General features: G+C 39.5%; 11 protein-coding genes. 7 read left to right on the plus strand and 4 right to left on the minus strand.

The features are described 5' to 3' along the window. The first annotated feature begins 3 nt into the window (after nucleotides 1-3). The 3 genes from QNH28_RS03390 to rlmD all read left to right on the plus strand — a co-directional run bounded on the left by QNH28_RS03390 (nucleotide 4) and on the right by rlmD (nucleotide 3453). A complete protein-coding gene (locus QNH28_RS03390) occupies nucleotides 4-774 on the plus strand; it encodes a sirohydrochlorin chelatase (RefSeq protein ID WP_283910163.1) in 771 nt (256 codons plus the stop codon). Nucleotides 775-1002: 228 nt separating this feature from the next. After that, nucleotides 1003-1893: a diacylglycerol kinase gene (locus tag QNH28_RS03395; RefSeq protein ID WP_283910164.1), complete on the plus strand. Its 891-nt coding sequence runs from the start codon at nucleotides 1003-1005 to the stop codon at nucleotides 1891-1893. An 81-nt stretch (nucleotides 1894-1974) separates the two neighbouring features. Continuing rightward, nucleotides 1975-3453 carry a 23S rRNA (uracil(1939)-C(5))-methyltransferase RlmD gene (gene rlmD, locus QNH28_RS03400; RefSeq protein ID WP_283910165.1) on the plus strand — a complete coding sequence of 493 codons (1479 nt, stop codon included), beginning with the start codon at nucleotides 1975-1977 and terminating at the stop codon, nucleotides 3451-3453. Nucleotides 3454-3821: 368 nt separating this feature from the next. Here the strand turns inward: rlmD and QNH28_RS03405 are convergent, their stop codons facing one another. Beyond that, nucleotides 3822-4472, minus strand: coding sequence for a DUF4085 family protein (locus QNH28_RS03405; protein ID WP_283910166.1), 651 nt, complete (start codon nucleotides 4470-4472; stop codon nucleotides 3822-3824). A 260-nt stretch (nucleotides 4473-4732) separates the two neighbouring features. Here QNH28_RS03405 and QNH28_RS03410 point away from each other — a divergent pair, with 260 nt between their 5' ends. Both QNH28_RS03410 and QNH28_RS03415 read left to right on the plus strand, forming a co-directional pair. After that, on the plus strand, nucleotides 4733-5722 hold the full coding sequence (locus tag QNH28_RS03410) for a hypothetical protein (protein WP_283910167.1): 990 nt from the start codon (nucleotides 4733-4735) through the stop codon (nucleotides 5720-5722). Nucleotides 5723-6115: 393 nt separating this feature from the next. Then, nucleotides 6116-6406: a hypothetical protein gene (locus QNH28_RS03415; RefSeq protein WP_283910168.1), complete on the plus strand. Its 291-nt coding sequence runs from the start codon at nucleotides 6116-6118 to the stop codon at nucleotides 6404-6406. A gap of 179 nt (nucleotides 6407-6585) precedes the next feature. Here the strand turns inward: QNH28_RS03415 and QNH28_RS03420 are convergent, their stop codons facing one another. Next, nucleotides 6586-7464: a PIN domain-containing protein gene (locus QNH28_RS03420; RefSeq protein ID WP_283912040.1), complete on the minus strand. Its 879-nt coding sequence runs from the start codon at nucleotides 7462-7464 to the stop codon at nucleotides 6586-6588. Between the two features lie 782 nt (nucleotides 7465-8246). Between QNH28_RS03420 and QNH28_RS03425 the strand changes: the two genes are divergently transcribed. Further along, nucleotides 8247-9998 carry an AIPR family protein gene (locus QNH28_RS03425; RefSeq protein WP_283910169.1) on the plus strand — a complete coding sequence of 584 codons (1752 nt, stop codon included), beginning with the start codon at nucleotides 8247-8249 and terminating at the stop codon, nucleotides 9996-9998. Between the two features lie 328 nt (nucleotides 9999-10326). Here QNH28_RS03425 and QNH28_RS03430 read toward each other — a convergent pair whose 3' ends face one another. Further along, entirely contained in the window at nucleotides 10327-10740 is a 414-nt protein-coding gene (locus QNH28_RS03430; RefSeq protein WP_283910170.1) for a hypothetical protein, read from the minus strand. A 331-nt stretch (nucleotides 10741-11071) separates the two neighbouring features. Here QNH28_RS03430 and QNH28_RS03435 point away from each other — a divergent pair, with 331 nt between their 5' ends. Beyond that, nucleotides 11072-11806, plus strand: coding sequence for a helix-turn-helix domain-containing protein (locus QNH28_RS03435; RefSeq protein ID WP_283910171.1), 735 nt, complete (start codon nucleotides 11072-11074; stop codon nucleotides 11804-11806). A 915-nt stretch (nucleotides 11807-12721) separates the two neighbouring features. Here QNH28_RS03435 and QNH28_RS03440 read toward each other — a convergent pair. Next, nucleotides 12722-13897 (minus strand): site-specific integrase, encoded by a 1176-nt coding sequence (locus tag QNH28_RS03440; RefSeq protein ID WP_283910172.1) that lies wholly within the window; start codon nucleotides 13895-13897, stop codon nucleotides 12722-12724.

Below are 13897 nucleotides of genomic sequence, written 5' to 3' on the forward strand. Positions count from 1 at the left end.
TTTATGGTACCGGGCGTACTTATTATCAGTCATGGCTCTCGCGACGAGGCTTGGGTGTCGATCGTGGAGGAAGCCGTAAGCGGATTATCGCTAGGTGAAAAGATTCCTGTGGTGGTCTCTTTTTTAGAGCTGGTAGAGGGCCGTCTGATTCAAGATGGAATAAATGAGCTAGAACACGCAGGGGTCACAGATATTATTGTGATCCCATTGTTCGTTTCCTCAGGAAGCACACATGTTGATGAGATAGAATATGCACTAGGCGCCAAACCTGAGCCTGAACGTGAGACGGATTTAGCGTTGTTCTCAGTGAAAGCTAAAGTTCACTATGGTTATCCTATCGACGATGATCCGGACATCGCTGTAATGATCTGGGACAAGCTGCGTGAGCTGTCTACGGAACCCAAGCGAGAGACGATTCTACTGGTGGGTCATGGCAGTATCTATGATGGTTTCCGGCAGCGGTGGCAGCAAGGAATATCTTCGCTGGCGGGGCGAGTACGTGAGGTAAGTGGTGTAGCGGCGGCTGACTATGGTCTGCTGAGTCCGGATAGTGTAAGAAGCAAGGTAGAGTATTGGCAGGAGCAGGGTCACGAGGTACTGGTGGCGCCGCTTTTTTTGAGTGAAGGCTATTTTACTAAGCATGTGGTTCCGAACAGACTTAAAGGGCTAACCTATAAGTATTCTGGTCAAACGCTTCTGCCCCATCCCCTTCTTCCGCATTGGATTGAGAGACAGGTAGAGGCACTCCTCGAACAGATTCGAATGAAACGATAAAGCACCTACCCTTGAGCACACTTAATCATAAAAAAAGTGCCCACATCCATGGATAATACGGGATTTGTTGCATACACATATAAATAGTTGTTTTTCTCTAACTTAGTGTCATTAATTGCTGTATAATGGAATATTTGCATGAAAGGGCCTTTAACATTGATTGTAGTGGTCCGAATTAGGTATAATCAATTAGGTTATTCTATTATAAAAACAGGTGGCGTTCCGGTAATGAAAACTGCGAGATTGATTTATAATCCCACTTCTGGACGGGAAGAAATGAAGAAGCGGCTCGCCGATATTTTGGACCGGCTGGATATTGGTGGCATTGAAGCCACCTGCCATGCAACAACCGGAGAAGGCGATGCTATGCTAGCTGCTGCAGATGCAGTAGAACGCGGTTATGATTTGATCATAGCAGCCGGTGGCGACGGCACTTTAAATGAGGTTATTAATGGTATGGCGGAGAAGCCTAATCTTCCCCCGCTCGGCGTTTTGCCGCTTGGTACTACTAATGATTTTGCACGTGCAATGGGGATCCCGAAGAACTGGGAAGATTCCTGTGATCTGATCATTCGCCAAGAGACACGTCCGATTGACATCGGTAAGGCAAATGACCGTTATTTTATTAATATAGCAGGCGGCGGTAGTCTAACCGAACTGACATATGAAGTTCCTAGTAAGCTGAAGACCATGATAGGGCAGCTTGCGTACTATTTAAAAGGTATTGAAAAAATGGTCAGCCTGTCACCTCAGGAACTAATCATTCGTGCCAATGGACAGGAAGTTATTCATGATGAGTTCATGCTGTTCCTGATTGCAAATACGAATTCTGTTGGCGGCTTTGAAAAGCTTGCTCCCGGCGCTCGTATCGATGACGGTCTGTTAGACGTTATTGCAGTTAAAAAATGCAACCTGGCAGAGTTTGTTCGTTTGGTCAGATTGGCCCTTCGCGGCGAGCATTTGAATGATAAAAAGGTTGTTTATTTCCGTACGGATGCGATGGATGTAATCTCTCCAGGACATGTCCAATTGAACTTGGATGGAGAATTGGGTGGAGAATTGCCAGGGCGATTCCGGATTTTGCCACAGCATTTGCGGATTTTTGCTGAGAATAACTAAAGCTCGATGCAAAGCTAAGAATAACCTGAAGATATAGTGGGTTTATACAGCGATGATAATGAAAGAAGTGAACTATAAATAATGAGTAAACACCGCAGTGGACGCAGCACCAGCCGCCCAGTCGGCAAGGCGCCTGTCGCCGGACTGCCTGTGAATAAAAATGATGAGGTTATGCTCGATATCATCGGCATGACCCATGAAGGTGAAGGGGTAGGCCGCGTTGAAGGCTTTACCCTTTTTGTGCAGGGAGCTCTTCCCGGAGAGAAGGTCCGGGCAAAGGTGCTCAAGACGAAAAAGCAGTATGGCTACGCCAAGCTGCTGAATTTAGTAGAGGCGAGCAGCGCCCGCATCGCGGCGCCTTGCGAGATCTATGACCAATGCGGCGGCTGCCAGCTGCAGCATATGGACTATGCGGCACAGCTGGCGTGGAAACGGCAGCTGGTGGTGGACAACCTGGAGCGGATTGGGAAGCTCCAGGTGAGTGGTGATGCTGGCGGGAACGCTGAAGCGGCTCAGACAGATGGTATTGTCGTCCGCCCAACACTGGGCATGGACGAGCCTTGGCGTTATCGCAACAAGGCGCAGGTGCCGATTGGCGTAACAGAAGGCGGCCTTGTGGGTGGTTTTTACGCACGGGGTAGTCACCGCATCATCGATATGGAAACCTGCTTGATTCAGCATGAAGACAACGATGACGTTGTACGCAAGGTGAAAGATATCGGACGGAAGCTCGGCATTTCCGCTTACGACGAAGAATCCGGCAAAGGCTTACTGCGTCACGTTGTCGTGAAAGTTGCCTTCCGCACAGGTGAGATGATGGTCGTCCTCGTCACGAACGGTGACCGTATCCCACATCTTGACGAATGGATCGCTGAGATCCGCCGTGAAATCCCAGCCGTAACAAGCATTTGCCAGAACGTGAACACTAAGAAGACAAATGTAATCTTCGGTGATACAACGCGTACCCTGTGGGGGAACGACGTTATTTACGATTATATCGGCGATGTGAAATTTGCAATCTCTGCGCGTTCTTTCTATCAGGTTAACCCGGCTCAAACCGAGGTACTCTATGGTAAGACGGTGGAGTATGCTGGACTTACTGGCAACGAGACTGTTATAGATGCTTATTGCGGTATCGGAACGATTTCGTTGTTCCTTGCACAGCATGCTAAACAGGTCTACGGTGTAGAAATCGTACGTGAAGCGATTGAAGATGCTCGAGCGAATGCCACTTTGAATGGTATGGATAACGTGGTGTTTGAGGTAGGCGCATCTGAGGATGTCATTCCTAACTGGAAAGAGCAGGGGGTTACGGCAGATGTTATCGTGGTCGATCCTCCGCGTAAGGGCTGCGATCCACGACTTTTGGAGACGATCCTGGCAATGAAGCCGGAACGTGTGGTGTATGTATCGTGTAATCCATCGACACTGGCAAGGGACTTGCGGGTGCTCGAAGATGGAGGGTACAAGACAGTGGAGGTAACTCCGGTGGATATGTTCCCGCATACGGTACATGTGGAGTCGGTGGCGTTGTTGGTTAGGAATAGTACAGTGAAATGAAATTCTTCTATTTACTGGGGTTTTCCAATATGGTACAGATTAAAAATGTCGGTGGTACAGATGGCGTAGAACAGACTTGATGTAAAATTGATGTAAAAATTCACCGAATTTCAGCTTAAATGAACAGAAGACACCGGGAAACTCTCCTGTGCGTCTTCTTTTTTATGCATGTGCAGAGTCAGATGCAAATATCGATATTACAGTAATTGTTCAAAGAAAATAGCTGAAAAATAAAATCTATGGCATTCTTGAACTGGAAATAAAGCCCTAGATAGCCCTGACGATTTAACTAACGTGTCCCGTTAGCCATCTATGTCGCTCACGCGACACCACAGATTATGGAAGTAATTGCGTTCTTCCATGGGAGCTCAATAATCAATTAGAACATTATCTGCTACGATGGTGAATTCCCTTAAAGGACTTCCAAATAAAACGTTAAGCTGAAAACCAGCATCTGTGGAGTAAACCTCGTCATAAAGCCAGTAACTGCCTATACTTAAGTCAGCAGGTTGAAGGTTTTTCACGCCTATAAATGTTAATTTTACATCGGTGTAATAATAATATCCTCCTCTAGAATCTAAGGTTATTATGAACGTGTCCTCAGAAGGTATTTCAAGTGAAAGTACTCTTGGATCGTGTAACGACTTTTCACACAATTGAACAACATTGTCTGGGAGTGAGTCCTTTATCGACTTATAGCTTCGAAGGTATTCATTTCCAATAATGCTCATACGCTTATCGTACTCATTTCGCCACTGCTCAGCCATTTTTCTAAGTTCTACCGAAGGGAAATGCGAATTTACCTTTCCGTTATGAATATAGGGGTGAAAGATCTTAGGGAGAAATTTTAGTAAGTCATTTTTCAAATACGCTAATCCGTCCCTACAGATTTCTTCAAAGTTCATCCCTACCGCTTTATAAGAAGCGACATCTTCTTCCCAATCCTTTTCCGTTTCATGGAATACCAAAAACCCTCTAATCTGTATTTCCTCATACCACTCTTTTGTGAAATAGTTCATGTTCCGTCCTCTATGCTATATGTATCTAACTTACTACATACTTTAACGTACGTATGGGAGTTTTGTTGTGTTAATCTGCCCGTTAGTTGAATAAGAATAAGGCTTCACCCCATATTGAAATAAAGCACCCGTTAGTTTATGTGTTATTTCTCACAAACATATAATATTATTCAGGTGAATAGACAGAGAAATTAGAATTATACATAAGTATTCGATAGATCGTTAGTGTCTATATTATAAATGGGGGAGGCTTGAAATACATGGACAGCGTATTGCCTATTGGAAAGAAACATGGATGTTTTACTATAATCGGTGGTTTTGAAGCATATCAAGAAGAAGTTGCTAAAGAAGGAATTGCAGACCTAGAACAAAATAAGCAAAAGTTTATAAATGGGGAAAGAAGTATTGAGCATAATATTGATTCTGTCGATTTTTTTGATAGCTGGATACAATTATATAAGTCTTACATGAATTACAAATGCCAGTGTAAATGCGGAAAAGTACATTATATTAATGGAACTACTTTATTAAGAAAAAAATCGAGAGATTGCGGGGATGATTGTGCGATAAAGCAAGAGCGTATTAAAAAGAGACTAGCTTCGTACCCTAGAGTAAAGGATACAAGCTATAATATTGATTATTCCAATACCATACATGAATCATTAGAGATATTAGAGTGTATTGATGATGGTTATGAGGAAGAACCTGTAATATTTAATAAACAAAAAAAGAATGGGGGCACATTTAAAGTATTCAAGTTATATAAATGTCATTGCTATCTTTGTGGTAAAGAATATCAATTTAAATCATCAGATTTTGAGATAAAAATTGATGCATACGGATATAGAGCGAAAGAAGGATATTATTGTGATGCTTATTGTGACTGTCATAACATTTCATCATTTCAATGGCGAACTATAAAAATACTGAGAGAATATAATGTAGCATATAGAGTTGAAGTTGAGTTTCAAGACTTATATGGTGTAGGGCATAAGAAATTGTTGCGTTATGATTTTGCTGTTCTCGGTTCAGATAATAGCATTAAATGTCTTATTGAGTGTCAAGGTGAACAGCATTATAAGCCTATAGCTGAGTTCGGTGGTGTTTCACAATATCAGTCTCAAGTAAAGAATGACGAATTAAAACGTGTTTATGCCAAGTCACATAATATATCTTTATTCGAAATTCCGTATACTTGTAATACATACGAAAAGGAAATAGAATTTCTTAAAACAGCTAGAATTATTTAATCACATATTTTCAGATATCGATTAACTTAACGGCTCTTGTCAAGATGCACTGAGTTAATGAGATAATGATTGTTGGATATCGGATTAAGAGAGCATAAAATTCCAATTTATCGGTGAGCTGGATTTGAAAGCACATAAGACACTTCGGTGTCTTTTTTTATATCATCGCCAACTTTCCCAGTCACACCTAATTGTTATTTCTTCCACTAACCTGCCCATTAGCTTAATCAAACACCCTCAATCTACTACTTTGTTTTCTGAGTCTAATACTTTATTTTTCAGTCTAGAACTTTATTTTCTTTTGACAATAATGGCTTCACTGTGTTTTGTATGTATCCCTCTGGAGTAGCAATCTTATATAGAGACGGATCTGCAGTAGCGATCATTTTATCTTTGGAGTCCAAAGGTGCTTACCAAGTTTATCGTGGTTTAAGTACCGGTATACAGATCGAGGTAGCAAAGGGTCATTTTAAGCAGACTCCGGAGTTGGCAGTTACCGGCTCAAATATCAATTACGTTTATGATTCTGCGCTCGATGATGTACTACAAACAATTCCTGATCCGCCAAAAGAGCATGTTTATATTTACAATATTGAATTGAATAGTGCTACCGGGGAGATTCAAAAGATCAGGCTTTCTGATAACCAAGCAATTATCAGTGCATCAAAGGTAAAATGTGATTAAGAACTGGCTAAAAAACATAGGGACTGGCTAAGAGTAGCCGGCCCCTATGTTTTTTAATTATTAGTTCGAAATTTCCACCCGCATTCGGAAGGATCAGACCGCGGAACAAAGTAGCAGAAGGCGATTCTATCAGTAAAAATCCGGAGTAGAGAGTTTTTGAAGCTGAATATGGTTACCATTTAATTAAGAGGGAAGGGGTTACAATTTAAGCAGAATGCCAACACCGCCAGATCCCCAGAGATATATGCATATCTTCCTGGTACATTTTCTGCGCCGCAATCGTCGCAATTGCCAATAGTTAATATAGCATTACGCCAATCACTCTCTTGACGCATTTGTTCTGCTTCCTCTTCTGACTGCAGATAAGCCTTTACTTCCTCGCTCCACTCCTCCAGACTTTCAATTGCTGCAGGCAAAGATCTATAATACTTGAAATTGTCGTCCACGATTTCCTGGAGGTTGATATCTAACTGATCCTTTCCAAAATCTTCAGTGTTGCTACTGATAAAATATAATTCTTGGTTAGAATCGTCCATGTATTCAAGGATACTGAAAAAAATAACCGCATCCCCCATGCTTTTCTTTTTATCTTTTTTAAAAAAGGGCTCTTTATTCATAAGCACATCGTCAATTAACGATGACTTCTTTGCTTCACTTAAGTTTATGTGTACGGTTTTTTTACTGTTAAATAAGTTATCAATACGTTGAGATAAATCTGTATATTCTTGAAGTATTGCAGGTTTTAATTCTTTAAGCAAAGTCATGCTCAATTCTAGCTGAGCACTTATTTCGGTATGCTTTGAAGATTTTGCGATTTTTAATGCCTCATTTATTGTATTTTTAGCTGCATTCAAGTAGTGATCTGTTGCAACTAGAATGCGCTCATTTTTGATTCTATTCCATTCGTGGGCTATTTGAGTGGGCACAACTAGTTTAATGTGATAATCCATAACAAGGTTTTCCAGTATAGTAAGCATGCGCTTTTCATATTTGCCTTTAACTAAATCTATCCATATACATGTATCAATAACAACACTGGGTTTAGGTCCACGATACATCAATTTGCTCGACTCCTCTTTTTCACACGATTCCCTTGCTATGCTGATTTCTATAATAGCACATAGCCCGATTGGTAAAACGGTATTTTCCCACAATCGAGCCAGTATGAGGATCTGCAGGAGTTGGCACGATGTCGGCGCTGCTCGTATTGAGCAGCCTTGTACCTAGATGGCCAGTACAATAGAATTTTGGCCACGAAACCCCACCACCCACTAAAAGTCCAAGCGACTGGCAGGAAAAGCACTTGCCCACACTTGCCGTTCCATTGGGCTTTTTTGCTGCGCAACCGTGGGTACCCGGTGGCGTGGGAGGGCAAGACCTGAAGAGAGCCGGAAGGCGCGGCCTGGATGACACTTGCCGCTCGCTGCAAAGCTTATCAGGGCGCTTGAAAGGGTCCAGGATTTTCCACTGCGCGTTTCTCCTGCCAGCAGAAAATAAAGTATTAGACTGGATGTTCTTATTCCCCGCGGTATTTTGAATCGTCATACCGTCAGACTCCATAAAATAAGTTTTAGACTTACCCTAGAAATTGAAACAGCGACAGCAAAGGACGAGAAAATAAAGTCCTAGACTATCGCTGTTTCATTGAACTAACGTTTCCAGTTAGTTCAATATGCGTCCCCTGTAATGCTACTAGCTCAAAAAATTGCCCTCACTTATGATAAGGTTCACCATAGTGGATGTAAGTGAGATTTTTAGGAAATTCGGCACTCACTAAAATTACTATATGATACAATAATATATATAGTAGGGTTTAAATACATATCTAATGAGGTGGATTATGAGCAATCAAGTCACGCTACTTAATATTTTGCTAGAAGAGTTTTTGAGGGAAAGTAATCTGAAAAATGCAGACATAGCATTCGAATCATTTGCAACAAATCAAATATTTAAGGATTATGATATTAGTTTTGAAGAAATACAGCTTGGATTAGTTGGAGAGAAAAAAGATTATGGTATTGATGGCATATTTATATTTGCTAATGATGAGCTAATTAATTCTGAAGAAGAATTTCAAGCAAGCAATAAACCAGTATTTGATTTCCACTTTTTACAATACAAAAACACTGATACTATTTCCGAAGATGTTATTAATAAGTTCATCGTAGCTAGTGAAGAATTATTTAATTTAGAAAAGGATTTTAATACTCTTGAGGGAGTGATATCCGAAACACTTAAAGACAAAATATTACTAATTCACAAACTTATTAAACTGACTGCTTCAAAACATCCTAGAATTAATATTAATTTCTATCATGTTTGTAAAGGCGATGCTTCAAACATCTATGGTCCAAGACATAACAATTATAGTTACATTCATAAAATTGAAACACTAAGAACAAAAATTACAGAAACAAACTTAGGTAATATTACTTTTGACTTTAAAATAATTGATGCATCAACTATTTTAACGTTAGCTCGTAAAGAACCTAGTTACTCGCTTCAACTAAAATTAAATGAGAATCCAATTGCACTAGAATATAAAGAGACTGATGAAAGAGGTTATATCGCTTCAGTAAATGTAATTGAATACTTCAAATTTCTTGTTGATTCAACGGATAATTCTTTAAGGAAATATCTATTTGAATCTAATATTCGTGATTATCAAAACAACACAACTGTTAATTCTGAAATAATACAAACATTAAAAAATAAGAATGAATTAGATTTTTGGTGGTTAAATAATGGAATTACGATTATAGCTGAAAATGGCACCTTAACAGGAAAGACTTTGCATTTGGATAATGTTCAAATAGTTAACGGTTTACAAACTTCTCATTCAATATACCATACATTTGCAGAGGGACTTCCAGAATCAGACTCTCGATCTATTTTACTGAAAATAATAATTACGGATAAAAAAGAAACAACCGATGTAATAATAAAATCAAATAACTCTCATAATCCTGTTCCACCTGCTTTATTAAGGGCAACAGATAAAGTGCAAAGAGATATTGAAGACTATTTACTATCTCATGATCTTTATTATGATAGAAGAAAAAACTATTATAAAAATTTAAAAAAACCTACTAAACAAATTATTTCAATAAATTATTTATCACAATGTTTAACTGCCTTAGTCGAAAAGAATCCCTCAAAAGCAAGGTCCAATCCAACAATCTTAACAAAAAACGAACAAGATTATAACAGATTATTTCCAACCACTAGACCAATGGAAGTATATTCAAACTCAATTAAATTAATGAAAAAAATTGAAGCTTATCTAAAACAATCTTTTATTGCTGAAGATGAAGTAGATGTAGCAGTTGCGACGTATTATCATTTCCATATTGGTAGAGTATTAATATCTTATCTTTCAAATCAAGCAAGATTTAATGGGGAAAGACTCCTAAAAACATTTGATTTAAATCAAATTATTGACTCAAAGATAAATGTTGCTTTAAGAATAACCAAACAACTTGTATTAGACTATGCTTCTCATAATCAACAGCATAATTTAACTTATATATCTAAACAAATACCATTTAGTGATTATATAAATACTAATCTTGATTCTTTACTAACATCATAGTTTCCTACAGGTTGATTTTTTGGATAGTTAAGACTTCACTACGATACGGTTCAGCGTAATGTATCTAAACTCAAAGTACAGTTTGACTATAAGATTTACATATCGATTTTAACAAAAACCCATTCCCTTAACGGGAAGTGGGTTTTTAAACTATCGTTTTCGGTTAGAGTTTAACCACTTAATTATTTCATTGATTTGCTAACGTGACAATTTCCTCTTTAGTCAAATCTCCGCTGTCGAATTTAATGAAAGTACCATTTTGTAACAATCATAGATATCCCTCCTGGTATATGGTTAGCCCAAGGTTCAAATCGCCCTTCGATTCTGTTTATGTTAAATTTCTCTCCACGTTCATTATAATTAAATCTTCGCCTATATTTCTTGTTGTACTTGTTTGGTTACGGATATCGATGCTAGTGACAACTTGGTTTATTTTATGACCAACCGCCTTATGATATTCAATCGCAAACAAATATGTCTCTCCTGAGGCATCAAAAAAATGAAGTCTAACTTTTGAGTCTGATTGACTAAGAACAAGCGGATATGGTTCGTTAATTTCTAACTTATATATTTGAACCGAGTAAGACGGTGTAAGTAATTTAAAATCCGCAACATTTTTCAGCTTTTCCAATTCAACATTTGGATAAGCTAGCGTAGGTTTAGCTGATGCGATGAGTAGCCCATTGCTGATTCCAATATATAGCGAAAAGATAAGAACCAATGAAATAATCCGTTTAAACAAGGGCTGTTCCTCCAAATTTTTTGGTAATATTGTGCTCTTGTTTAATTCAACTAACATACCTGTAAATTTAATGTTCTCTACAGTCTAGTATTTTTTTGAGATGAACACTTTATTTTTCAGTCTAAAGCATTATTTTCTTCTGACAGTACCGACAGTGCAGGGATAAACTGCAGCTGACGAACTGAAATAATAGATATTAGCAATAAATCGCCTTGACCTATAGTTCCTATATTGCTATATTTACCAGTATATGAGACTAGCAATGAATAGTCTTTTAGTATAGACACTTCACTGCTACATGCTACATTACAAATTGGGAGTTGATATGTGTATGACAAAGGATTTTTCTGATCTCTTGGAGAGTGTACGAATACGAAACGGATGGACGCAGGAATACTTGGCTTATATGTTGGGATATAGTGCTTCACACATTAGTAAAATTTTGAGAGGGGATAATTCCGTCACTATTGGTTTTATTAATCAGGTTATTGGGCCGCTCAATATCTCGCGGTATCAAGCTTTGGTTTCATTTTACCGCAATAGTGCCTTCGTTAAGCTTGGAGTTGATGTTCGAGGGGAGTTCATTCCTGAATCCGTTGCACTAAGAGCAGTGGAGGGCGGTAATTATCAGATCACAACATATTGGCCATCATTTCTTAGTTACAGATATTTAGATAAAACTGATAGTAAAAATATACAATGGGAGTTCAAAGATCTTACCGATCTTTCTACTGAGACGGGGATTAGCCAGGAACGATTAAAGGAAATTTTTGATTGTTACTACATACGCTGTGCTCCGGTCAAAGTCGAGGAAACGATACGCCTGTGTAAGGCTTTAGATAAGAGCTGGCATGAACTATTTGCTCTTACCTGCTATGATCTCCAAGACGAGTACATCGTGAACGTAGCTGTTACGGTGGATCGTTATGTAGAGCACCAGAGGAGGAAGAGGGACGATCGTTTTCAGCAGCTACCAGTTAATAATCTTAGTGAAGAGGAGGCTGCCTTTTTGCTTGAAATGTTAAAAACCTACCGAAAACTACACTTAGCGCCGGTTATGAAATAAGGCGAATTTGGTGCTGGCCAGCGAAGCGATCACGACGATTTTTGGCTACAATAGTCTGAAGCTGGCCGTTTTGGGTGGAAAATCATTGCCTCTGCAATGCTTTGGCCAGCTTTTGTGGTAAGCATCCTATTATATGGTAGGAAGGGCGCTTGGGAATTGTCCCGGTCTATATCGATTCATCTTTCATATTTAATACGTAATGTTTAAAATTTTGATAGTTAATGGTATCCGGTATGTTAAAGGACGTGGTGCAATCCTCCGGTGTACCGTACATCCGATAAGACCAGCATGGTGTTGGGCGGACTGGATATATCATGCAGCTGCCATCGTCGCCAATCAAGGGACAAAGAAGAAGATTTAGATTAAAATACTTGTCCTTCACGGAATCTTAGTTCTTTATAATTTCAAGCATCTGAGAGCCATTTTTAGGGGGGCTAACTCTTTATTCAGAAAATCCACCGCATCACAAAAATGCGTCTTTGCGCCCGTTTTAGCGTTTCCCGATCGTAGTTCCGTTGCAAATGGTTCAAAATGATATCCGTTTCAAACTCATTGGTAACAATGGCATGTTTGCGGCATGCGGTACAACCTTTTTGACATGATGTTTGAAGACCTAGGCGCGTTTCTGCTTGATTAATGAAGTCTTCTAATTTGACTAAAACCTCGCCTATACTCCCGGTGTTGTACCTTTCCCCCGCTGAAAGCCCATGGTGGGTGCTCTTTTACACAATTGACAAGGTCTTTGTCGGCTTCCTGATTGAGTAGTTCAATTCTTGTTACATCCATACTCTGACCTTCCTTGATGTGCTACATTTAACACCACCATACCCCTAATTTCGCAAGCTGTCGTCGAAATCAGTCAAAACCTTTAAGGACGATATATTCCAAAAAACTCTAATTTCGGACTAGTCTTTATTATCCTTGTGTATTATCAGATGTGAAAAACGTTTCGAATTTATCAGCTGCAGCTTGGTCGGCAGTGCGGAGCGCATGTCCATAAATATTCATAGTGGTGGCGATGCTCCCATGTCCAAGTCGCTCTGAGATGATCTTAGCATGAACGCCTTGGTTAATCAGAATTGTGGCTGAGGTATGCCGGAGATCATGAAACCGAATGTACCGAAAGCCATTTTTCTTTATGAACTGTCGAAACCAAAGGTAGGGACGCTCATGATGAAAAGGTTGTCCATCGGGATGTGAGAACATAAAAAACCAATCTCCGCTATACCATGAATCGCCAACGTCATTTCGTTCTTGCATTCTGTAAGCGTAGTATTCTTTCAGCTCCTTTAACATAGAACTTGGTAACGCTACTTTCCGAATAGATTTTTTTGTTTTGGGAGATTTGACAATGACCTCGCCTTTAAGAGCATGAATCAGTGATTGTGACACATCCAAAATCCCATTGTTAAAATCAAGATGCTTCCATTCCAGTCCGAGTAATTCACCTCGCCGTAATCCGGTTGTAAGAGCCAAGGTAATCATGATCCTCCAGTGATAGGGCTCATGTTGTAACGCTCGAAGCATTTGTTCTACCTCTGCTTCATTGTAGGGGATGATCTCTTTTGAATTGACCTTTGGTTTCTGCACATCGTTAACCGGATTGCGCTTAATAATTCTCCATTCTACTGCACGTTTGAGTATGCTTTTTAAGATACGGTGCTGAATTTCAATTGTACCAGAGGCTAATCCTCCTGTTTTTTTATCTTCACGACTTCCTTCCTTTTCGAGTTGATTCAGAAAGTTTACGATGTGAAGTGGTTTAATTTCCTCAAGTCTCAGATGCTCAAAGTACGGAAGAATTCGGGTCTTAAGATTAGAGTCATATGTGTATAATGTCTTGAAACCCAAATGCTTTACGGCATACTTATCTCTCCATTCTTCGACGAACGCCCCAAATGTTAGTTTCTGAGGCGACACATATTCATCCGCTTCCACTTCCATCCGAAATTTAGCATATTCGCTTTCCACTTCTCTTTTTGTTCGGCAATGAACGGTTCTTGTGAAACGAACATATTTTCCTCTAGCGTCTTTACCGGCATTAACTGTTAAGAACCATGAATTATCACCACGTTTTTGAATATTAGCCAA

Source organism: Paenibacillus sp. G2S3 (assembly GCF_030123105.1).
Taxonomy (GTDB): domain Bacteria; phylum Bacillota; class Bacilli; order Paenibacillales; family Paenibacillaceae; genus Paenibacillus_AQ.

Bases quoted from the DNA above. Each gene is read 5' to 3' on its own strand.
- QNH28_RS03390 (WP_283910163.1), top strand. From the start codon at position 4: ATGGTACCGGGCGTACTTATTATCAGTCATGGCTCTCGCGACGAGGCT.
- QNH28_RS03395 (WP_283910164.1), top strand. From the start codon at position 1,003: ATGAAAACTGCGAGATTGATTTATAATCCCACTTCTGGACGGGAAGAA.
- rlmD (WP_283910165.1), top strand. From the start codon at position 1,975: ATGAGTAAACACCGCAGTGGACGCAGCACCAGCCGCCCAGTCGGCAAG.
- QNH28_RS03405 (WP_283910166.1), bottom strand. From the start codon at position 4,472: ATGAACTATTTCACAAAAGAGTGGTATGAGGAAATACAGATTAGAGGG.
- QNH28_RS03410 (WP_283910167.1), top strand. From the start codon at position 4,733: ATGGACAGCGTATTGCCTATTGGAAAGAAACATGGATGTTTTACTATA.
- QNH28_RS03420 (WP_283912040.1), bottom strand. From the start codon at position 7,464: ATGTATCGTGGACCTAAACCCAGTGTTGTTATTGATACATGTATATGG.
- QNH28_RS03425 (WP_283910169.1), top strand. From the start codon at position 8,247: ATGAGCAATCAAGTCACGCTACTTAATATTTTGCTAGAAGAGTTTTTG.
- QNH28_RS03435 (WP_283910171.1), top strand. From the start codon at position 11,072: ATGACAAAGGATTTTTCTGATCTCTTGGAGAGTGTACGAATACGAAAC.